Source organism: Mycobacterium szulgai (genome assembly GCF_002116635.1).
GTDB lineage: Bacteria > Actinomycetota > Actinomycetes > Mycobacteriales > Mycobacteriaceae > Mycobacterium > Mycobacterium szulgai.
Genome location: NZ_LQPW01000029.1, coordinates 15,845 through 36,133, shown reverse-complemented (window position 1 = coordinate 36,133; position 20,289 = coordinate 15,845). Strand labels below are relative to the sequence as shown.

Genomic DNA, 20,289 nt, shown 5'->3' with positions numbered 1-20,289 from the left:
ATCGGCTGGCCAACCGAAGGGTCAGAGCGCGTCGCCGGCGGACATCCAAAGTCGTGTCGGCAGTGTGGCATTCAAGAATCCACCGAAACGACCGCTCCGCCTAGTCCAACCGGTATGCCTTTCTATCGAACGTCTCGGGCCGTTCCACCGTGTATATCAATGCACTTTTACGGTAGGAGGCTGTGCATGTCATTTGCGATTGTGACGCCGGAGATGCTGGCGACGGCGACGGCGGATCTGACGGATATCGGTTCGGCGATCAGCGCTGCCAACGCCGCGGCGGCTCACTCGACCACCGGGCTGGTCGCCGCGGCTACCGATGAGATCTCGACTGGAATTGCCACCATCTTCGGTGCCCACGGCCAGGCCTATCAGGCCCTCAGTGCTCAAGTAGCCAGCTTCCATGACCAGTTCGTCCGCGCGTTGAGCGGCGCGAGCGTCGCCTATGCAGGCGCCGAGGCAACGAACGCCTCGCCACTGCAGCAGGCGCTCGATGCGGTGAATGCCCCCGCCGAGGCCCTGCTGGGCCGCCCGCTGATCGGCAATGGCGCGAACGGCGCACCCGGTCAGCGTGGCGGCGACGGCGGCTTGCTGTGGGGTAACGGCGGCAACGGCGGAGCCGGCGGCATCGGTCAGAACGGTGGTGCGGGCGGCGCCGCGGGACTGATCGGTAACGGCGGCAACGGGGGAGCCGGCGCGCCCGGTCAGCGCGGCGGCGCCGGCGGGGCCGGCGGCATGTGGTTCGGCAACGGCGGCAACGGCGGCGCGGGCGGATTCGGTGTCGGCGGCGGCGTGGGCGGCAACGGTGGTGCGGGTGGCGACGCCGGGCTGTGGGGGACTGGCGGCGACGGTGGGGTCGGCGGTGCCGGTGGGACCGGCGCCAATGGCGTTAACCCAGGTCCGGCCGGCTCGCCCTACACCTACGCCCAAAACGGCAGCGCAGGACAGGACAAGATCAACGGCGTCGCGGCAAACGGCGGCAATGGCAGTGACGGCACCGCCACGGGGCAGATCGGGGGCGTCGGCGGCCACGGCGGCGCGGCGGCGAACTCAGGTGCCGCCGGGATCGTGGGGGGCGATGGTGGCAAGGGTGGCGATGGCGGCCCAGGAGCAATGGGCGGGGCCGGTGGCACCGGGGGCACCGCAAGCGGCGCCGGTTCCGTTTCGTCGGTGAGTGCGGTGGGCGGCAACGGCGGCAACGGCGGCGACGGTGGCGCTGGCGCGATGGGAGGGGCCGGCGGTGCCGGCGGCGCCGCCACTACGCAGGCCGTCAACGGCAGGACCGTCACCGTCGGGGGTGACGGCGGCGACGGCGGAGCGGGCGGGACCGGAGCGATGGGTGGTGCTGGCGGCACCGGAGGCAGCGCCGACGGCAACGGGGATCTGGTCCCGCTCACCGGCGGCAACGGTGGTCTGGGCGGACGAGGTGGTGATGGCGTTGGCGGTGGTCTTGGCGGCCACGGCGGTACCGGTGGCGCCGGAGGTCGCGGCGGCTGGCTGATCGGTGACGGCGGCACCGGCGGTGCCGGGGGAGCTGGTGGTCTGGGTGGCGCTGGCTCCACCGGCGGCTTCGGTGGTCTAGGCGGCGACGGGGGCACCGGCGGCGCCAACAGAAACGTGACCGCAACCATGGGCCAGGGCGGAGCAGGCGGCGACGGCGGCACCGGTGGTGGCGGCGGTGACGGCGGCGACGGCGGCAATGGTGGCGCCGGTGGTGCGGCCGGATTCATCGGCCACTCGGGCGGATCGGGTCTTGGTGGCGCCGCGGGCGGCGGTGGCGCGGGTGGCTCCGGCGGCCTGGGCGGCGCCGGCGGAATCGGCGCCAACGGCCCCGCCGCGGCCGGCAATACCGGCGCGACGGGTACCTCCGGCGCCGACGGCAATGCCGGTCAAGCGGGCTGAGCGAGTCCGGCAGGTCAAAGCACGCTCGCGGGGAACAGTTTCCACGCGACTACGGTTGTGCTGAGCGGTGTTCTGACCGTCTTGATGCTCAGCGAGACGGCAGCGAAATGACAGGGAGATGACTACCTAATGGCCGAAAAGTCTGTTGCCGATTTCTGGTTCGATCCGTTGTGCCCGTGGTGCTGGATCACCTCGCGCTGGATTCTCGAGGTTGAGAAGGTGCGCGACATCGAGGTGAACTTCCACGTCATGAGCCTGGCGGTGCTCAACGAAAACCGGGAAGGGCTGCCCGAGCAATACCGGGAGAACATGGCCAGGGCCTGGGGTCCGGTGCGGGTCGCGATCGCCGCCGAGCAGGCGCATGGGGCCAAAGTCCTTGAGCCGCTGTACACAGCCATGGGCACCCGAATCCATAACGAAGGCAACAAAGAGCTCGACGAGGTCATCAAACTGTCTCTGGCCGATGCGGGCCTGCCCGCCGAACTGGCCCAGGCCGCAACCAGCGACGCCTACGACGAAGCGCTGCGCAAGAGCCACCACGCAGGCATGGATCCGGTCGGCGACGACGTAGGCACACCAACCATCCACGTCAACGGTGTGGCGTTCTTCGGGCCCGTGCTTTCCAAGATTCCGCGCGGCGAGCAGGCCGGAGAACTCTGGGACGCATCGGTGACTTTCGCGGCGTATCCACATTTCTTCGAGCTCAAGCGAACTCGTACCGAGCGCCCCGACTTCGACTAACGGCGCGCCGCGTCAGGCCCGCAAGGGCCCCGGCACGCATGGTGCAGAATGTCGGGCATGCGCGTCTACCTGGGTGCCGACCACGCCGGATATGAGCTCAAACAGCAGATCATCGAGCACTTGAAGAAATCCGGCCACGAGCCGATCGATTGCGGCGCTTTCGGCTACGACGCCGACGACGACTACCCGGCATTCTGCATCGCCGCTGCAACGCGCACGGTGGCCGATCCCGGCAGCCTGGGCCTCGTGCTGGGTGGATCCGGCAACGGCGAACAGATTGCCGCTAACAAGGTGCCGGGCGCTCGCTGCGCGCTGGCCTGGAGTGTGGAAACCGCAACACTGGCGCGCGAACACAACAACGCGCAGCTGATCGGCATCGGCGGCCGTATGCACACGGTGGAGCAGGCTCTGGCCATCGTCGACGCGTTCATCGCCACCCCGTGGTCGAAAGCCGAACGCCACCAACGGCGTATCGACATTCTCACCGAATACGAACGTACCCACGAAGCGCCGCCCGTGCCCGGCGCTTCGGCCTGAGGCCGTGCCCGAAGGGCATACGCTGCACCGGCTGGCCCGGCTGCATCAGCGCCGCTTCGCCGGTGGGCCCGTAGCGGTCACCAGTCCGCAGGGCCGATTCGCCGACTCAGCTGCCGCGGTGAACGGTCGCGTCTTGCGGCGCACCAGCGTCTGGGGAAAGCACCTCTTCCACCACTACGACGGTGGCTCGATCGTGCATGTACACCTCGGGCTGTACGGCACGTTCACCGAGTGGGCACGCCCCGCCGATGCACCCCTGCCCGACGCGGTCGGTCAGGTGCGGATGCGGATGGTCGGCGCGGAGTATGGCACCGATTTGCGCGGTCCGACTGTGTGCGAGTTGATCGACGAAGGCCACGTCTCGGAGGTGGTGGCCCGCCTCGGACCCGATCCGTTGCGCGGAGACGCCGACCCCTCTTGGGCTTGGAAGCGAATTGCCAAGTCGCGCAGGCCTATCGGCGCACTGTTGATGGATCAGACGGTGATCGCCGGAGTGGGCAACGTCTATCGCAGCGAGTTGCTGTACCGGCACGGTATCGATCCGTACCGGATCGGCCAGCAGGTGTCGGAAGCGGAGTTCGACGCGGCTTGGACGGATCTGGTGGCGCTGATGAAGGTCGGATTGCGGCGCGGCAAGATTGTCGTCGTACATCCCGAGCACGACCACGGAGCGCCTTCATATGGGCCGGGACGCCCCCGCACCTATGTGTACCGGCGCGCCGGCGATCCGTGCCGGGTGTGCGGGGAAACAATCAGCACTGCGGTACTGGAAGGCCGCAACGTGTTCTGGTGTCCGACCTGCCAAACGTGATCGGGCCGCCGAAGCTACAGTTTCACTTCAGGTTCGGTGGGTACCTGTAACTGCTATGCGAACCTCATTACGTTTAGCTGCAACAACTTTCGCTCTGACTGCCGGCTTAGGACTCGGTGGTCTGGGTGTCGCCGCTGACGCGCACGCTCAGCCGGGACCGTTGCCCCAGTGGTGCCCAGGTGACTTCTGGGACCCCGGGTGGGGCGACAACTGGGATTGGGGCGCCTGTCACGACAACTGGCGTGGGCCTGGCCCCAACCCTCACCCCGGCGGCGTCGGTCACGGACCGGGCGGACCGGGCGGACCAGGCGGACCCGGCGGGCCTGGTGGTCCGGGATCCGGCGGGCCAGGCGGCCCTGGCGGTTCCGGGGGCCCACGGTAGGCCCCGACAAATTCTGTCGGGTCAGTCGGGCTTGACGCCGAGCACCGCGTAGACCTCGTTGCTGAGCGCAACGCTGCGCGGGTCGGCGTTGGCCTTACTGGCGTCGAAGCGGTTCATCACATACCCGTAACCGATCCGGTGTTCGAGGTCGACGAACCCAAAGGAGCCGCCCAGCCCACCGTGGCCGAAGATCCAGCGGTTGGGCCCGTTGATGCGACGCTGGTTAAGCATGTAGCCCAGCCCCCACCCGTGGTCGGCGACCCGGGGACCGAGCACCAGATCGGTGTCGAAGCCACCCTGCGACACCCGGACCAGGTCCATGTGTTCGCGGCTGAGCAGTTTCTCGCACGCCAGGGCGTTATAGAACGTCGCCAAGCCCAGTGCCGACACCTGCGCGTTGGTGCCGGGGAACTCAAGCTGACGCCACAGCCGCAGATCGTGTGAGGCCAGTTCGTCGTCGGGTGCGAACCCCATCGAAATCGAGAGCGCCGCTTTGGGATGTTCGTCCAGGCTGGTCGGGTAGCCCGGGGCTCCGACGTCGGCCAGCAGGTCTCTGGCGTGCGGTTTGTTCACCCGATCGGCGCAGCGGCGCTGTTCGAACGGGTTCAGGCCGATGTGGACGTCGGCGCCGATGGCGTCGGCGATCTCGGTGCGCAGGTATTGCCCGACCGTGCGTCCGGTGACCCTTCGAAACACCTCGCCGAGGATGAAACCGAAGGTGGTCATGTGGTAACCCTGTGCGCTGCCTGGTTCCCACCACGGTTCGGCGATGGCCAGTTGCCCGCAGACGAAGTCCCAGTCGGTGACGTCCTGCCAGTTCATCCGCCGGTTTGGTCCGATCACTCCGGAGCGGTGGCTGAGCACCATGGCCAGTGTGATGGCTTCCTTGCCGGCCTGGCCGAATTCCGGCCAGTACCTGGCCACCGGTGAATTGAGATCCAGCTCCCCACGATCGGCGAGTTGGTGGACGCAGGTTGCGGTTAGCGCCTTGCTGCCGGACAACACGGTGGCCAGGGTGTTCTCTCGCCAGGGCCGGGTGCCTGCGGCGTCAGCCGAACCGCCCCACAAGTTGACGACGAGATCGCCGTCCACCCACACCGCGACGGCCGCGCCGATCTCGCTGCGCTGCGCAAAATTGCGCTCGAACGACTCACGAACCCTGACGAAGTCGGACGCGCATGAGCCGTGGATTTCGAGGTCGCGCATGGCGCCTTTCTGCTGAGCAAGAAGCTCATCGGAGCGGGCGACGGGAATCGAACCCGCGTCGCTAGTTTGGAAGACTAGGGCTCTACCATTGAGCTACGCCCGCGTGTATTAGTCGAGCGAGACTGTACGTGGTGGCGCGAATCAAATCTAATCGACGCACTTGTGTGACCGCTCTGTGAGGACTGAGAGGTCGTTGCGGGCCTGGTACCGCCGGGCCGTAGGATCGCGAGGTCAGTGCGGGGTGTAGCGCAGCTTGGTAGCGCATCCGCTTTGGGAGCGGAAGGCCGCAGGTTCAAATCCTGTCACCCCGACAAGCACTCACGCCGGAACAACTCAAGGAGCACACCCGTGAAGAGCACGGTCGAGCAGTTGAGCCCCACTCGGGTTCGCATCAATGTCGAGGTGCCTTTCGCCGAGCTGGAACCTGATTTCCAGCGGGCCTACAAGGAGCTGGCCAAGCAGGTGCGGCTACCTGGCTTTCGGCCGGGAAAGGCGCCCGTCAAGCTGCTCGAGGCGCGCTTCGGACGCGAGGCGATGCTGGACCAGATCGTCAACGACGCGCTGCCCAGCCGGTACGGACAGGCGCTGGCCGAATCCGAGATCCAGCCGCTCGGCCGGCCCGACATCGAGGTGACCAAAAAGGAGTATGGCCAGGATCTGGCCTTCACCGCCGAGGTCGACGTCCGGCCCAAGATCTCCCTTCCGGACCTGAGCGAGCTGAAGGTCTCGGTTGATCCGATCGACGTCAGTGATGACGACGTCGACGCCGAACTGCAGTCGCTGCGTGCCCGGTTCGGCACCCTGACCGGGGTGGAGCGGCCGGTGGAGACCGGCGACTTCGTTTCCATCGACCTGTCCGCCACAGTTGACGGCGAGGAGGTGCCCGGCGCCGCCGCCGAGGGCCTGTCCCATGAGGTCGGCTCCGGCCGGCTCATCGCGGGCCTCGACGACGCACTCGTCGGCCTCTCGGTCGATGAGTCCCGGGTCTTCACCGCCAAATTGGCGACCGGCGAGCACGCCGGAGAGGAAGCGCAGGTCACTGTCACGGTCAAGTCCGTCAAGGAACGTGAACTGCCCGAACCCGACGACGAATTCGCGCAGCTGGCCAGCGAGTTCGACACCATCGAAGAGCTGCGTACCAGCCTCGGCGAACAGGTGCGCGCGGCCAAGCGTGCGCAACAGGCCGAGCAGATTCGCAACGCCACGATCGACGCTCTGCTCGAGCAGGTTGACGTTCCGCTTCCGGAGTCCTATGTCCAGGCCCAGTACGACAGCGTCATGCACAGCGCGCTGAGCGGCCTCAACCACGACGAAGCGCGGTTCAACGAGTTGCTCGCCGAGCAGGGTTCCTCACGCGAGGCGTTCGACGAGGAGGCGCGCAGCGCCTCGGAGAAGGACGTCAAGCGACAGCTGCTGCTGGACGCTTTGGCCGATGACCTGAAGGTTCAGGTCGGCCAGGAAGACCTCACCGAAAGACTGGTGATGACGTCTCGGCAATACGGCATCGAGCCGCAGCAACTGTTCGGCTATCTGCAGGAGAACAACCAGCTGCCGTCCATGTTCGCCGATGTGCGGCGCGAGTTGGCGGTCAGAGCGGTGGCCCAGGCGGCGACCGTCACCGATACCGATGGCAACACGATCGATATCAGTGAGTTCTTCGGCACGCCCCCGGAGAACGACGTCGCCGACCTATTGGACGCCGAAGCCACCGAAGCCACCGAAGCCACCGAAATCGACGAAACCGACAAGGCCGACGAAACCGACGAGGCCGCCGCAGATAAGGCCGATTAGAGCGGCCAACTTGACGCTGTGAGCGAACGCGCCCATTTCAGGGGGGTGCGTGGCCGCAAACAGCGGGCGAGGTTGGTTAGGGTCGGTGCATAAGAAACTTCAGAAAGCAGGTATCCCCACAGTGAGCAATGTGCCTGACATGCGTTCGACCTCACCCGGTCTCAACCTCACGGACTCGGTCTATGAGCGCTTGCTCGCAGAGCGCATCATCTTCCTGGGTTCAGAGGTGAACGACGACGTCGCCAACCGGTTGTGCGCGCAGATTCTGTTGCTCGCCGCCGAGGACGCGGACAAGGACATCCACCTTTACATCAACTCCCCGGGCGGCTCGATCAGTGCGGGCATGGCGATCTACGACACCATGGTCCTGGCGCCCTGCGACATCGCCACCTACGCGATGGGGATGGCCGCCTCGATGGGTGAGTTCCTGTTGGCGGCGGGCACCAAGGGCAAGCGCTACGCGCTCCCGCACGCGCGCATCCTGATGCACCAGCCGTTGGGCGGCGTGACCGGTAGCGCCGCCGACATCGCCATCCAGGCCGAGCAGTTCGCCGTCATCAAGAAAGAGATGTTCCGGCTCAACGCCGAGTTCACCGGGCAGCCGATCGAGCGCATCGAGGCCGACTCGGACCGCGACCGCTGGTTCACCGCCCCAGAAGCGCTCGAATACGGCTTCGTCGACCACATCATCACTCGCGCCGCCCACGTCAACGGAGAAGCAGAATGAACCCTCAGACCCAGCCCCAGGCGCGCTATATCCTGCCGTCGTTCATCGAGCACTCCAGCTTCGGCGTCAAGGAATCCAACCCCTACAACAAGCTGTTCGAGGAACGCATCATCTTCCTGGGCGTCCAGGTGGATGACGCGTCGGCGAACGACATCATGGCCCAGCTGCTGGTGCTCGAGTCGCTGGATCCCGACCGCGACATCACCATGTACATCAACTCGCCCGGTGGCGGCTTCACCTCGCTGATGGCGATCTACGACACCATGCAGTACGTCCGCGCCGACATCCAGACGGTGTGCCTAGGCCAGGCCGCTTCGGCCGCGGCGGTGTTGCTGGCCGCCGGAACCCCGGGTAAGCGCATGGCGCTGCCGAATGCCCGGGTGCTGATCCACCAGCCGTCGTTGTCAGGCGTGATCCAGGGGCAGTTCTCCGACCTGGAGATCCAGGCTGCCGAGATCGAGCGGATGCGCACGCTGATGGAGACCACCTTGGCCCGTCACACCGGCAAGGACGCTGACGTCATCCGCAAGGACACCGATCGGGACAAGATCCTGACCGCCGAGGACGCCAAGGAATACGGCATCATCGACACGGTCCTCGAGTACCGGAAGCTTTCCGCCCAGACCGCTTAACGGCCGAGGCTGGCCGCCAGGTCGGCGATGTCAGCCGGTCCGACGCGGCAGCAGCCGCCGATGATGCGTGCGCCCGCCGCCGCCCACTGTCGCGCCAGTTCCGTGGTGAACGTACGCGGGCCGAGCCAGTTCCGGCCGTTCCATCGCTCACCGCTGTTCGGATAGACGATCACCGGCTTGCCGATGGCCGTCGCGACAGCAATTGCCGGCAGCACGTCCTCGGGGGCGCAGCAATTGACTCCGACCGCGGCGATCTCGGGTACGTCTGCGACCACTGCGAACGCGTCGACAAGTGGTTGTCCGGCACGGGTACGCATTCCATCGATCGTGTAACTGAGCCAGGCCGGAATGCCGAGGCGCTGTACCAAACCGACTAGCGCTGCGGCTTCATCGATATCTGGGATGGTTTCCATGGCCAGCACATCCGCGCCGGCCTCGGCCAGGACCTCCAGCCGCGGCTGATGCCAGCGGGCTAACGCCTCGACGGACAAGCCGTAGCGACCCCGATACTCGGATCCGTCGGCCAGCGCGGCGCCATAGGGCCCGACCGCGGCGGCAACTCGCAGCCCGTCGGACCCGACCTCGCTTTGGGTGATGTCTCGGGCGGTCTTGGCGAGGCCGACGCTGCGGCGCAGTAATGCGATCGCGTCGTCGTGTCCGAGTCCGCGTGCCGCGAATCCCTCGAACGAGGCCTGATAGCTCGCGCAGGTGGCGATCCGGGCGCCGGCACGGAAGTAGGCGGCATGCACAGCGATGATTTCGTCCGGCGCGTCCAGCAGGAGCCGTGCCGACCACAACGGATCGGACAGATCATTTCCGCGCGCCTCGAGCTCGGTGGCCAGGCCGCCGTCGCTGATCAGCACGGAATCAGCGGCCAATCCCATTGCGTCACTGTAGGGTGATGTGCGGGGGTCTGCTCAAGGTGGCGTAACGACCGCGACACGCCAGAGACACGTATTGCGCGTCTCGACGAGTGACAAGACCCGTCGGGCTATATGTTTCATTTGGAGAGGCACGAATACCCAGGAAATCCCAATGACGCTATTCGCCGCTAACGGTCGCGTGGGGCCGCAATAAGCGGGTACCGTCGGGGATTACACGCGGCACAGCAAGACGAACAGGCGACGAGGAACCAACCAGGAAGTAGGCCCTGAAGCATCATGGCGCGCATCGGAGACGGCGGTGACCTGCTTAAGTGCTCGTTCTGCGGAAAGAGCCAGAAACAGGTCAAGAAACTTATTGCGGGTCCCGGTGTGTACATCTGCGATGAATGCATCGACCTGTGTAACGAAATCATCGAAGAGGAACTCGCCGACGCCGACGATGTGAAACTCGATGAGCTGCCCAAGCCCGTCGAGATCCGAGATTTCCTCGAGGGTTATGTCATCGGGCAGGACACCGCAAAGCGGACGTTGGCCGTCGCGGTTTACAACCACTACAAGCGGATCCAGGCCGGCGAGAAGGGCCGCGACTCCCGGTATGAGCCGGTCGAGTTGACCAAGTCCAACATCCTCATGCTCGGGCCCACCGGCTGCGGCAAGACCTATTTGGCCCAGACCCTGGCCAAGATGCTCAATGTCCCGTTCGCTATAGCGGATGCGACGGCACTTACCGAAGCCGGCTATGTCGGTGAGGACGTCGAGAACATTCTGCTCAAGCTGATCCAGGCCGCCGACTACGACGTGAAGCGCGCGGAGACGGGCATCATCTACATCGATGAGGTGGACAAGATCGCCCGCAAGAGCGAGAACCCGTCGATCACCCGCGACGTCTCCGGCGAGGGCGTTCAGCAGGCTCTGCTGAAAATTCTGGAGGGCACCCAGGCTTCGGTTCCCCCGCAGGGCGGCCGCAAGCACCCCCACCAGGAGTTCATCCAGATCGACACCACCAACGTGCTGTTCATCGTCGCGGGTGCGTTCGCCGGGCTGGAGAAGATCATCTACGAGCGCGTCGGCAAGCGCGGACTGGGCTTCGGCGCTGAGGTTCGGTCCAAGGCCGAGATCGACACCACCGACCACTTCGCCGAAGTGATGCCCGAGGATCTGATCAAGTTCGGCTTGATCCCCGAATTCATCGGCCGGCTCCCGGTTGTCGCGTCGGTCACCAACCTGGACAAGGAGTCGTTGGTCAAGATCCTGTCCGAGCCCAAGAATGCCCTGGTCAAGCAATACATCCGGCTTTTCGAGATGGATGGCGTGGAGCTGGAGTTCACCGACGACGCACTGGAGGCCATTGCCGACCAGGCGATTCACCGCGGAACCGGCGCCCGCGGTCTGCGCGCGATCATGGAAGAAGTTTTGCTGCCGGTGATGTACGACATCCCGAGCCGCGACGATGTCGCCAAAGTGGTCGTCACCAAGGAGACCGTGCAGGACAACGTGCTGCCCACGATCGTGCCCCGCAAGCCGTCGCGAAGCGAACGCCGCGACAAGACCGCATAGCTAAAGGGGCCTTCGTGCGTCGCGTGATAACGGCGACGCAATTCCTCGTCGGCTGACTCATTGGCTGAGCTTGGGCGCGGTTACCGCGGCGACCGGAATCGGCGCGTCAGTGTCCAACCTCGCCGCCGGCTCGATCGTCGTCGAGGCGGGGTACAACGCCGCATTCATGGCACTGGGCGCGATCGCCGGCGCGGGTTTCGTTCTGTACTTGGTCGCGGTGCCCGAAAGCAGCGCCCGTGACGCGTCAGATAGTCCATAACTAGAACGTGTTCCTACCCGTTTGCATGTAGCTGCGCCGATCGGCCGCAACCCGCCGAACTAACGTGACCAAAACCACAGTTTGCTTCCGCATCTCTCTTCGGTAAGTCGCTGACATCGGCTTTTAGTCGCGAGAAAGGCGCACGGGGTGTGCCCGACGCGATAACGCGGTCCTTAAAGTAATGCCATAATTGATACCGCCAGTGACATAAACGTGAGGACCGGGGGAAGTCACTCCGACGGCGCGTAACCTGAAGCTGCGACGGAGTGCCTGTCCGGATAACAGATGGAAGGCGGAGACGTGGATCCGAACGGCAGCGGGGCCGGGTCAGAATCTGATACCGCAGCTCCCCATTCCGGATCCGGCCGGAAGCGCCTGGAGAATGTCGTTATTCGATTCGCTGGCGATTCCGGCGACGGTATGCAGCTGACCGGCGACCGTTTCACCTCCGAGGCAGCACTTTTCGGCAATGACCTGGCGACTCAGCCGAACTATCCCGCCGAGATCCGGGCCCCTGCAGGCACCTTGCCCGGCGTTTCCTCTTTCCAGATTCAAATAGCCGACTACGACATTCTGACCGCCGGTGACCGGCCCGACGTGCTCGTCGCCATGAACCCCGCGGCCTTGAAGGCCAACATCGGCGACCTCCCGCGCGGCGGAATGATAATCGCCAATTCCGACGAGTTCACCAAGCGCAATCTGACCAAAGTCGGTTATGTAACCAACCCGCTGGAGTCCGATGAGCTCGAGGAATACGTGGTGCACTCGGTCGCGATGACCACACTGACGCTGGGCGCCGTGGAGGCGATCGGTGCGTCGAAAAAGGACGGTCAGCGCGCCAAAAACATGTTCGCGCTGGGGTTGTTGTCCTGGATGTACGGACGGCCGATGAAGACGAGTGAGAGCTTCATCAGGGAGAAGTTCGCCCGCAAGCCCGACATCGCGGAGGCCAACGTCCTGGCGCTGAAGGCGGGCTGGAACTACGGCGAGACCACTGAGGCCTTCGGCACCACCTACGAGGTGTCCAAGGCGTCATTGCCGGCGGGGGAATACCGGCAGATCTCCGGCAACACGGCGCTGGCCTACGGCATCGTTGCGGCCGGCCAGCTCGCCGACAAGCAGGTGGTACTCGGCAGTTATCCGATCACCCCGGCGTCGGACATTTTGCACGAGCTCTCCAAGCACAAGAACTTCAACGTCATCACCTTCCAGGCCGAAGACGAGATCGGCGGCATCTGCGCCGCCATCGGCGCCTCTTACGGCGGCGCGCTTGGTGTGACCAGCACATCGGGTCCTGGTATTTCGCTCAAGTCCGAGGCGCTCGGCCTCAGTGTGATGACCGAGTTGCCGCTGATCGTCATCGACGTCCAGCGCGGCGGACCCTCGACCGGTCTGCCCACCAAGACCGAGCAGGCCGACTTGCTGCAGGCGCTGTTCGGTCGCAACGGCGAGTCGCCAGTGGCAGTGGTGGCGCCGCGGTCGCCCTCGGACTGTTTTGAAACCGCCATCGAGGCCGTGCGGATCGCCGTGTCCTACCACACACCGGTGATCGTGCTGTCCGACGGCGCCATCGCCAATGGCTCTGAGCCGTGGCGTATCCCGGACATCAATTCGTTCCAGCCGATCAAGCACAAGTTCGCCCAGCCGGACGAGCCGTTCCAGCCTTACAACCGCGATCCCGAGACCCTCGCCCGCCAATTCGCGGTTCCGGGGACTCCCGGATTGGAGCACCGCATCGGCGGGCTGGAAGCTGCCAACGGCTCGGGCGCCATCTCCTACGAGCCCATCAATCACGACCTCATGGTCCGGATACGCCAGGCCAAGATCGACGGCATCAGCATCCCGGATCTAGAAGTCGACGACCCAACCGGCGACGCTGAGCTGCTGCTGATCGGGTGGGGCAGTTCTTACGGCCCGATCGGTGAAGCGTGCCGGCGTGCGCGACGCAAAGGCGTCAAGGTCGCGCATGCCCACTTGCGCTATCTGAACCCGTTCCCGGCCAATCTGGGCGACGTGCTGCGGCGATACCCGCAGGTGGTATGCCCGGAAATGAACCTGGGTCAGCTGGCGATGCTGCTGCGGGCAAAGTACTTGGTGGATGTGCAATCCGTCAGCAAGGTTCAGGGGCTCTCCTTCCTGGCCGACGAGGTGGGCCGCGTCATCCGCGCGGCGCTGGGCGGAACATTGGCTGAGATTGAGCAAGACAAAATGATGGTCGCCAAACTCGGGGCGGCCACAATCGGAGCGGGAGCGATCGAATGACCGGCAATCTGGCGGGCACCGACCTCGGTTTGACACCGGGGTTGACCAAAAACACCGGGGTGCCCACTCTGCCTGTTGGGGTACCGCCGCTGAAGGGCAAGGACTTCACCAGCGACCAGGAGGTGCGCTGGTGCCCGGGCTGTGGCGACTACGTCATCCTCAACACCATCCGCAACTTCCTGCCCGAACTCGGGCTACGGCGCGAGAACATCGTGTTCATCAGCGGCATCGGCTGTTCCAGCCGCTTCCCGTACTACCTGGAGACCTACGGATTCCACTCGATCCACGGCCGCGCACCGGCGATCGCCACGGGGTTGGCGCTGGCCCGCGAGGACCTTTCGGTATGGGTGGTCACTGGTGACGGTGACGCCCTGTCGATCGGCGGCAACCACCTGATCCACGCGATGCGGCGCAACGTCAACATCACGGTGCTGCTGTTCAACAACCGGATTTACGGCCTGACTAAAGGGCAATACTCGCCGACGTCCGAGATCGGCAAGATCACCAAGTCGACCCCGATGGGTTCGCTGGATCAACCCTTCAACCCGGTGTCCTTGGCCCTGGGTGCCGAGGCGACGTTTGTCGGCCGTGCTCTGGACTCCGATCGCGCGGGCCTGTCGGAGGTGCTGCGCGCGGCGGCCGAGCATCGCGGCGCGGCATTGGTTGAAATCCTGCAGGACTGCCCAATTTTCAACGACGGTTCGTTCGACGCCCTGCGCAAGGAGGGCGCCGAAGAGCGGGTGATCAACGTCCGCCACGGCGAGCCGATCGTGTTCGGCGCCAACGGCGAATACTGCGTGGTGAAGTCCGGCTTCAGCCTCGAGGTCGCCAAGACCGCCGACGTCGCCGTCGAGGAGATCGTGGTCCACGATGCGCACGCCGACGATGCGGCGTACGCCTTCGCCCTGTCCCGCTTGTCCGACCAGAACCTCGAGCACACCGTGCTCGGGATATTCCGGCACATCAGCCGGCCCACCTACGATGATGCGGCGCGCTCTCAGGTCCACGCCGCTCAGAGTTCGAAGCCGTCTGACACCGCCGCGCTGCAATCGCTGCTGCGCGGTCGTGACACCTGGACAGTCGACTGAGGTGGCCGAATCCATGCCCGACACAGTGTCTCTGGCCGGGGTCGTCTTGGCCGGCGGCGAGTCCCGCCGGATGGGCCGAGACAAAGCCACCATGCCGATCCCTGGCGGAACGACCACGCTGGTGGAACAAGTGGTCGGCATCCTTGGACAGCGCTGCGAGCAGGTGTTCGTGATCGCTGCCCAGGGGCAACCGCTGCCGGCGTTGCAGGTTCCGATTCTGCGTGACGAGTTGCGCGGGTTGGGGCCGTTGCCGGCAACCGGTCGTGGATTGCGCGCAGCCGCTGAGGCCGGCGCGCGGTTTGCGTTTGTCTCCGCCGTCGACATGCCTTATCTCACAGTCGAATTGATCGACGAGCTGGCCCGCCTGGCCGCCGAGACCAACGCCGAAGTGGTGTTGCCGTGGGACGGGCGCACCCACTATCTGGCCGCGGTATACCGGACGGATCTGGCCGACCGGGTGGACGCCCTGTTCGCTGCGGGCAAGCGCAAAATGAGCGACCTGATCAACGCTTCCGACGCTCAGCAGATCGTGGTATCGGATTCGCGGCCACTCACCAATGTGAATTCGGCTGCCGATCTGCGGGTGGCCGTGGCGCCCGGTCGCTGAACGCACCGCCGAATTTTTCGCCGTAAGTCATTGCGATATTTTTAGCCAATTCCGCGGAGCTCTTACTGCTATTGCGCTGCGGTTCTCGTTGTTTAATTCGGATGTGAATTTATGCCGCCTCTTTGTCGATAGCCCTCGCGAAAGATGGGTCAGGCCAGACTCCTGGCGTGCGTTATCTCCTGTGTAATGCGTTGGGGCGGAAGAATTTTCGGGTTGTCCGCGCCGATATAGCAGCGCTCATCGATAGTGCCGTGAATTCGCGGCCAAAGTGGGAAAAGTAACGGCTTACAGCAAAGGCGTGAGTGGCAAAATTCGGCCGGTTGGACGAGCCCATGGAGGCGCTCGGGCAGCGCTCAAACCTGGTCGACCTCATGTCAGGTCGATCGAGATGTACCGAAATACGTTGGAAAAAGGGAACATTCGCCCGCAGGGTGATCCACTGTGCAGTGTTGCGCTATTGCGGCAGCCTTACCGTAAGGTCGACGAATAACGTTGCATCCCTGCGTGATTAGGTAACCGGATACAGTGTCGAATCGGTTATATGTGATGTGGACGGTGAGATTCGGGTAGCTATGACATAGGTCACTGAGGAGTGCTCGGCCCCGGGTCGTCGCGGCACCACCCGATTGCGTCTGGCAAATGCGTGGCCCAGTTCACAATATGTGCGTGATTCGGCTCACGACAGCGCTGTTGACGCCAAACTTGACTGCCGTCGAGAATCGCCAAGCTGACCTGCATGAACAATTCCGCAGCGCGAGCGTGATCGGCTTGTAATAGAACTGATATACCCGCCGGACCGGGATGACGAATCCAAATCGTTATCGTACGGTCCTCTTAGCCCGAAAATGGGCCGCAGTAATAACACCAAAATTGAATCCACGGACCCGCGTGCGAGCGGAGTCGGGGCTGGCGCAACGATCAGCCGCCCCGCAGGCGTGGCAAAGCCGCGCCGGGCGATCCAAGCCCTCCGCTGTCGTGCCGAAACCAGACGGCACGTCTCAGAGCAGCAATCACGAACCGCATGACTCCAACCCACAGCTGTGGGCTGGCTTTGGCGCGCGCGCACCGCGAAAGGAACAAGATTGAAGAACGTCCGTAAGACGCTCGTTGTCGCCGCGATCACAGGGACGCTCGTGACTCTGCCCTCCGGTATCGCCTATGCCGATCCCGCGGACCCGAACGCGGCTCCCGGTCCCGACGCTGTGGGCTTCGACCCCAACGCGGCCCCGCCGGCTCCGGACGCCCCGGCTCCCGACGCGTCGGCTCCCGACGCGCCGCCGGCTCCGGAACTGGTCGGTTTTGACCCCAACGTCCCACCGGCGCCCGACGCCGAGATCGCCCCGGTCGACCTGCCGCCGGCGCCGGCTCCCGAGCCGGTGGACTTCGACCCGAACGTGCCGCCACCGCCGGCACCGGTCGACGAGCCGCCCGCGCCCGCCCCTATCAAGGCGTACAGCGTGAACTGGGACGCGATCGCCCAGTGCGAGTCGGGTGGAAACTGGGCCATCAACACCGGTAACGGCTTCTCCGGCGGCCTGCAGTTCACCTCCGGTACCTGGCACGCCAATGGTGGCTCGGGTTCTGCGGCTAGCGCCAGCCGTGAGGAGCAGATCCGGGTGGCCGAGAATGTGCTGCACTCGCAGGGCATCGGCGCCTGGCCCGTCTGCGGCCGGCGTGGCTGACCGATAAGCAAGACGGCTGAAGTGCCGGGCCCGAAGGCCTGGCACTTCGTCGTCCTTATACCGGCAACGTGAACGCCGCGCGCCCCGCAACCGAGGCCAGATGCCGGGTGAACCGTGCCTCGGGGACCAGCCCGGCGGCGCGGCAGACGACGGTGCTGAGAATCGCCGGGCGCAGGTTGATCGCGCGGCCGATTAACGCAGACTCGCGCACCAGCGACGCCACCCGCGGCCGGCGGAATGTGGCGAATCGGGCGAACGCAGTCGCCAGGTCGGCCGTCCGGTCGATGAAAGCCCCCAGGATCGCGGCGTCTTCAATTCCCTGACAGCCGCCCTGGCCCAAATGCGGACGCATCGGATGGGCCGCATCACCAACTAGCACTACGCGCCCTTGCGCCCACTGCCTGGCCGGGGTCCGGTCATAGAGGTCATTGCGCAGTACCTCGGCGGGTTCCGTCGCCGCCAGCACGCTCGGGATCGGTTCGGGCCAGTCGGCCAGCTTCGCCCGCAAGTACGGCAACTCTCCTTCGGGCGCGAACCCGCCCGGTGGGGTGAGTTCGGTCGCGTACCAATATGTGTGGCCTGCGCCGGCCGGAACATGGCCGGTTTCCACCCCCGGCCCAACGGTTCCGCCCGCCAGCTCCGGATCAATGGCACAAGACGCGATCCCGCGCCACGCCGTATAGCCCGCATAGCGGTGGTTCAGCGGGCCATTGAGATGACGGGCAACCATCGAGCCGATGCCGTCGGCGCCGATCGCTGCGTCGGCATCGCGGACCGTCTCGTCCGACAACCTCACCCGCACCCCGCTGGCGGTCTCAACGAGCGCTTTGACCTCCAGTCCGTATTCGATGGTGTCCCCGCCCAGCGCGGAGGTAAGCACGTCGCGCAGTTTCGAGCGCCGCACCACGACCAATGGCTCACCGAGCGCGGCGATCAGCTTTTCATTCTCGGGGTGGCGCAGCCACGAACCGTCACGCCAGCGCAGCGCCCCGGCCGCGACCCGACCACCGGCTTCGCGGATCGCCGCACCCAGGCCGAGCTCGTCGAGCGCGGCGAGCGCGTTGGGCCAGATGCTGATGGCGGCACCGGTCGATGTGTCGGTGCGCGCTTCGATGACGCGGACTTCGTAACCCCGCTGCTGCAGCGCTACCGCGGTCGCCAAACCGGCGATGCCCGCTCCGATGACAGCGATCCGTTGGGCCATGGGCTAAAGCTAGCCCGACATGGTCTCTGAGATGGGCCGTCGATGGCAGTAGTAGCGTCGGGTCAGTGACTGCACCGGATCGTGAATTCGACATCGTCCTCTACGGCGCAACCGGCTTCGTCGGGAAGCTGACCGCTGAATATCTGGCCCGAGCCGCCAACGGCGCGCGCATCGCGCTGGCCGGCCGCTCTGCTGACCGTTTACAGGCGGTGCGCAACAGCCTGGGGAATCCGGCGCAGTCGTGGGGGCTGGTGACCGCCGATGCGTCGTCGCCATCGACGCTCAACGAGATGGCCGCCCGCACCAAGGTCGTCGTCACTACGGTTGGTCCCTACGCCCGCTACGGACCGCCGCTGGTGGCCGCCTGCGCGGCCGCGGGCACCGATTACGCAGACCTCACCGGCGAAGCGATGTTCGTCCGCGAAAGCATCGACCACTACCACAAGCAAGCCGCCGACACCGGCGCCCGCATCGTGCACGCCTGCGGATTCGACTCTGTCCCATCGGATATGACCGTGTACGCGCTATACCGGGCGGCACGCGACGACGGCGCAGGAGAGCTTACGGACACCAACTTCGTGGTGCGCGCTTTCCGCGGCGGCGCATCCGGCGGAACCATTGCCTCGATGCTGGAAATATTCAGCACCGCCTCCAGCGATCCTGAGGCTCGGCGTCAACTCGCCGATCCTTACACGCTGTCCACCGACCGTGGCGCGGAACCCGAAGTCGGCCCGCAGCCCGATATGCCGTTGCGGCGGGGTCGTCAGCTTGCTCCGGAACTGAAAGGCTTGTGGACCGCGGGATTCGCGATGGCGCCCTACAACACCCGGATCGTGCGGCGCAGTAACGCGTTGCTGGACTGGGCGTACGGCCGGCAATTTCGCTACACCGAAACTGTGAGCCTGGGGTCGTCGCCGCTGGCGCCCGTGGCATCAGCGGTCGTGACGGGTGCTACCAACGCGATGTTCGGTTTGGGTAGCCGCTATTTCAACCTGCTGCCGCGCCGAGCGGTGGAGCGCGTCGTCCCCAAACCCGGCAGCGGCCCCAGCGCGAAGGCCCGCGAGCGCGGCTTCTACCGCATCGAGACCTACACCACCACGACCAGCGGTGCTCGCTACGTCGCGCGGATGGAACAGCGCGGCGATCCGGGTTACAAGGCGACATCGGTGCTGTTGGGGGAGTGCGGTCTGGCGCTGGCGTTCGACCGTGACAAGCTGTCCGATCTGCATGGGGTGCTGACGCCGGCGGCCGCGATGGGTGACGCGTTGCTCGAGCGATTCCCGGCGGCGGGGGTATCGCTGCAGACCGAGCGGCTAACGAAGTAGGAAGGACTGGCCATGGCAGACACACTGAACGAGGGACAACAACTCGGCCGTGGGGAGTCGCTCACTTCCAGTAACGGGGCGTTCACCGTCACCCTGCAGGACGATGGGAACCTGGTGCTGGCCGCCCGAGGCGAACCCCGCTGGGCCACGGCGACCAACGGTCAGGACGTCGTGCGGGCCGAAGTGCAGGGCGACGGCAACTTCGTCCTCTACACGCCGGATAAACCGGTCTGGCACACCGACACCAAGGGCAAGAAGAACGTAAGACTGGTGCTGCAGGACGACGGCAACCTGGTGCTTTACGCCGCGGACGGGACGGCGGCATGGGCCTCGCACACCCAGGGTGACGTTCCGCCCCCGCCGCCGGCGGACCAGCCCGCCAACCAGGACGTGACCACCAACGTCGCGCCCGAACCCGTGGCCGAGCCGGCCGCCGAACCGCTCTCGGGGCCGGCCGGGGACGGTAGCGCGGAGATGGCCTCCGAGCCTGCTCCGCAGGGCACTGCCCGCACGTACACCGTCGAGCCCGGCGATACCCTGTGGGGCATCGCCGAACGCTTCTACGGCGACGGCAGCAAATACCAGATGATCGCCGACGCCAGCGGTATCGCCAACCCGGACCTGATTCATCCCGGACAGCTGCTCACGATCCCCTGAAGACCCGGTTTGGGCGCTTACATGCCCGTAAGTAG

18 protein-coding genes, 2 tRNA genes and 1 pseudogene are annotated in these 20,289 nt (G+C 65.4%); 17 read left to right on the top strand and 4 right to left on the bottom strand.

Annotated elements, in window-relative coordinates; genetic code table 11:
* Nucleotides 1-186: 186 nt before the first annotated feature.
* The 5 genes from AWC27_RS06980 (at nt 187) to AWC27_RS33430 (ending at nt 4,373) form a co-directional block, all read left to right on the top strand.
* Nucleotides 187-1,902, top strand: coding sequence for a PE family protein (locus tag AWC27_RS06980; protein ID WP_085669826.1), 1,716 nt, complete (start codon nt 187-189; stop codon nt 1,900-1,902).
* A gap of 129 nt (nt 1,903-2,031) precedes the next feature.
* A complete protein-coding gene (locus tag AWC27_RS06975) occupies nt 2,032-2,643 on the top strand; it encodes an Rv2466c family mycothiol-dependent reductase (RefSeq protein ID WP_085669825.1) in 612 nt (203 codons plus the stop codon).
* A gap of 57 nt (nt 2,644-2,700) precedes the next feature.
* Complete coding sequence (locus AWC27_RS06970; RefSeq protein ID WP_085669824.1) at nt 2,701-3,180, top strand: ribose-5-phosphate isomerase; 480 nt, start codon at nt 2,701-2,703, stop codon at nt 3,178-3,180.
* 4 nt (nt 3,181-3,184) lie between these two features.
* Nucleotides 3,185-3,991 carry an Fpg/Nei family DNA glycosylase gene (locus AWC27_RS06965; RefSeq protein ID WP_085669823.1) on the top strand — a complete coding sequence of 269 codons (807 nt, stop codon included), beginning with the start codon at nt 3,185-3,187 and terminating at the stop codon, nt 3,989-3,991.
* Nucleotides 3,885-4,373 carry an Mtp family mycobacterial-type pilin gene (locus tag AWC27_RS33430; RefSeq protein WP_483869951.1) on the top strand — a complete coding sequence of 163 codons (489 nt, stop codon included), beginning with the start codon at nt 3,885-3,887 and terminating at the stop codon, nt 4,371-4,373. The genes AWC27_RS06965 and AWC27_RS33430 overlap by 107 nt, the downstream gene beginning before the upstream one ends.
* A 21-nt stretch (nt 4,374-4,394) precedes the next feature.
* Here AWC27_RS33430 and AWC27_RS06955 read toward each other — a convergent pair whose 3' ends face one another.
* Both AWC27_RS06955 and AWC27_RS06950 read right to left on the bottom strand, forming a co-directional pair.
* Nucleotides 4,395-5,579 carry a serine hydrolase domain-containing protein gene (locus AWC27_RS06955; protein ID WP_085669821.1) on the bottom strand — a complete coding sequence of 395 codons (1,185 nt, stop codon included), beginning with the start codon at nt 5,577-5,579 and terminating at the stop codon, nt 4,395-4,397.
* Nucleotides 5,580-5,611: 32 nt separating this feature from the next.
* Nucleotides 5,612-5,682, bottom strand: a tRNA-Gly gene (locus AWC27_RS06950).
* A gap of 134 nt (nt 5,683-5,816) precedes the next feature.
* Between AWC27_RS06950 and AWC27_RS06945 the strand changes: the two genes are divergently transcribed.
* The 4 genes from AWC27_RS06945 to clpP2 all read left to right on the top strand — a co-directional run bounded on the left by AWC27_RS06945 (nt 5,817) and on the right by clpP2 (nt 8,729).
* Nucleotides 5,817-5,890 (top strand) — tRNA-Pro (locus tag AWC27_RS06945).
* A gap of 37 nt (nt 5,891-5,927) precedes the next feature.
* The gene (tig, locus tag AWC27_RS06940) at nt 5,928-7,370 is read left to right on the top strand and encodes a trigger factor (RefSeq protein WP_169726739.1); all 1,443 of its coding nucleotides are present in this window, start codon (nt 5,928-5,930) and stop codon (nt 7,368-7,370) included.
* Nucleotides 7,371-7,491: 121 nt separating this feature from the next.
* Entirely contained in the window at nt 7,492-8,097 is a 606-nt protein-coding gene (locus tag AWC27_RS06935) for an ATP-dependent Clp protease proteolytic subunit (RefSeq protein ID WP_139801864.1), read from the top strand.
* Nucleotides 8,094-8,729 (top strand): ATP-dependent CLP protease proteolytic subunit ClpP2, encoded by a 636-nt coding sequence (gene clpP2, locus AWC27_RS06930; protein WP_085669819.1) that lies wholly within the window; start codon nt 8,094-8,096, stop codon nt 8,727-8,729. Before AWC27_RS06935 ends, clpP2 begins: the two co-directional genes overlap by 4 nt.
* Here clpP2 and mmuM read toward each other — a convergent pair.
* Nucleotides 8,726-9,613, bottom strand: a complete 888-nt coding sequence (mmuM, locus tag AWC27_RS06925) for a homocysteine S-methyltransferase (protein ID WP_085669818.1) — start codon at nt 9,611-9,613, stop codon at nt 8,726-8,728. The genes clpP2 and mmuM overlap by 4 nt on opposite strands.
* Before the next feature lie 276 nt (nt 9,614-9,889).
* Here mmuM and clpX point away from each other — a divergent pair, with 276 nt between their 5' ends.
* The 6 genes and pseudogenes from clpX to AWC27_RS06890 all read left to right on the top strand — a co-directional run bounded on the left by clpX (nt 9,890) and on the right by AWC27_RS06890 (nt 17,068).
* Nucleotides 9,890-11,170, top strand: coding sequence for an ATP-dependent Clp protease ATP-binding subunit ClpX (clpX, locus tag AWC27_RS06920; protein WP_085669817.1), 1,281 nt, complete (start codon nt 9,890-9,892; stop codon nt 11,168-11,170).
* A gap of 64 nt (nt 11,171-11,234) precedes the next feature.
* Nucleotides 11,235-11,429 (top strand): annotated as a pseudogene (locus AWC27_RS06915) (MFS transporter); the annotation flags it as partial.
* A 300-nt stretch (nt 11,430-11,729) separates the two neighbouring features.
* On the top strand, nt 11,730-13,691 hold the full coding sequence (locus AWC27_RS06910; protein WP_139836816.1) for a 2-oxoacid:acceptor oxidoreductase subunit alpha: 1,962 nt from the start codon (nt 11,730-11,732) through the stop codon (nt 13,689-13,691).
* The gene (locus AWC27_RS06905; protein ID WP_085669815.1) at nt 13,688-14,779 is read left to right on the top strand and encodes a 2-oxoacid:ferredoxin oxidoreductase subunit beta; all 1,092 of its coding nucleotides are present in this window, start codon (nt 13,688-13,690) and stop codon (nt 14,777-14,779) included. Before AWC27_RS06910 ends, AWC27_RS06905 begins: the two co-directional genes overlap by 4 nt.
* A gap of 1 nt (nt 14,780) precedes the next feature.
* The gene (mobA, locus tag AWC27_RS06900; RefSeq protein ID WP_139836812.1) at nt 14,781-15,386 is read left to right on the top strand and encodes a molybdenum cofactor guanylyltransferase; all 606 of its coding nucleotides are present in this window, start codon (nt 14,781-14,783) and stop codon (nt 15,384-15,386) included.
* 1,082 nt (nt 15,387-16,468) lie between these two features.
* Nucleotides 16,469-17,068 (top strand): transglycosylase family protein, encoded by a 600-nt coding sequence (locus tag AWC27_RS06890; RefSeq protein WP_085669814.1) that lies wholly within the window; start codon nt 16,469-16,471, stop codon nt 17,066-17,068.
* A gap of 55 nt (nt 17,069-17,123) precedes the next feature.
* Here the strand turns inward: AWC27_RS06890 and AWC27_RS06885 are convergent, their stop codons facing one another.
* Entirely contained in the window at nt 17,124-18,272 is a 1,149-nt protein-coding gene (locus AWC27_RS06885) for an FAD-dependent oxidoreductase (protein WP_085669813.1), read from the bottom strand.
* A 65-nt stretch (nt 18,273-18,337) separates the two neighbouring features.
* Here AWC27_RS06885 and AWC27_RS06880 point away from each other — a divergent pair, with 65 nt between their 5' ends.
* Together AWC27_RS06880 and AWC27_RS06875 are read left to right on the top strand one after the other, a co-directional pair.
* Entirely contained in the window at nt 18,338-19,597 is a 1,260-nt protein-coding gene (locus AWC27_RS06880) for a saccharopine dehydrogenase family protein (protein WP_085669812.1), read from the top strand.
* A 12-nt stretch (nt 19,598-19,609) separates the two neighbouring features.
* A complete protein-coding gene (locus AWC27_RS06875) occupies nt 19,610-20,254 on the top strand; it encodes a LysM peptidoglycan-binding domain-containing protein (RefSeq protein WP_085669811.1) in 645 nt (214 codons plus the stop codon).
* The last annotated feature ends 35 nt before the right edge of the window (nt 20,255-20,289 follow it).

Excerpts from the sequence above, each read along its gene's own strand:
- AWC27_RS06885 (WP_085669813.1), bottom strand. The coding sequence starts at position 18,272 with ATGGCCCAACGGATCGCTGTCATCGGAGCGGGCATCGCCGGTTTGGCG.
- AWC27_RS06955 (WP_085669821.1), bottom strand. The coding sequence starts at position 5,579 with ATGCGCGACCTCGAAATCCACGGCTCATGCGCGTCCGACTTCGTCAGG.
- AWC27_RS33430 (WP_483869951.1), top strand. The coding sequence starts at position 3,885 with ATGTGTACCGGCGCGCCGGCGATCCGTGCCGGGTGTGCGGGGAAACAA.
- clpP2 (WP_085669819.1), top strand. The coding sequence starts at position 8,094 with ATGAACCCTCAGACCCAGCCCCAGGCGCGCTATATCCTGCCGTCGTTC.
- AWC27_RS06975 (WP_085669825.1), top strand. The coding sequence starts at position 2,032 with ATGGCCGAAAAGTCTGTTGCCGATTTCTGGTTCGATCCGTTGTGCCCG.
- AWC27_RS06905 (WP_085669815.1), top strand. The coding sequence starts at position 13,688 with ATGACCGGCAATCTGGCGGGCACCGACCTCGGTTTGACACCGGGGTTG.
- AWC27_RS06970 (WP_085669824.1), top strand. The coding sequence starts at position 2,701 with ATGCGCGTCTACCTGGGTGCCGACCACGCCGGATATGAGCTCAAACAG.
- AWC27_RS06980 (WP_085669826.1), top strand. The coding sequence starts at position 187 with ATGTCATTTGCGATTGTGACGCCGGAGATGCTGGCGACGGCGACGGCG.
- AWC27_RS06875 (WP_085669811.1), top strand. The coding sequence starts at position 19,610 with ATGGCAGACACACTGAACGAGGGACAACAACTCGGCCGTGGGGAGTCG.
- mmuM (WP_085669818.1), bottom strand. The coding sequence starts at position 9,613 with ATGGGATTGGCCGCTGATTCCGTGCTGATCAGCGACGGCGGCCTGGCC.
- clpX (WP_085669817.1), top strand. The coding sequence starts at position 9,890 with ATGGCGCGCATCGGAGACGGCGGTGACCTGCTTAAGTGCTCGTTCTGC.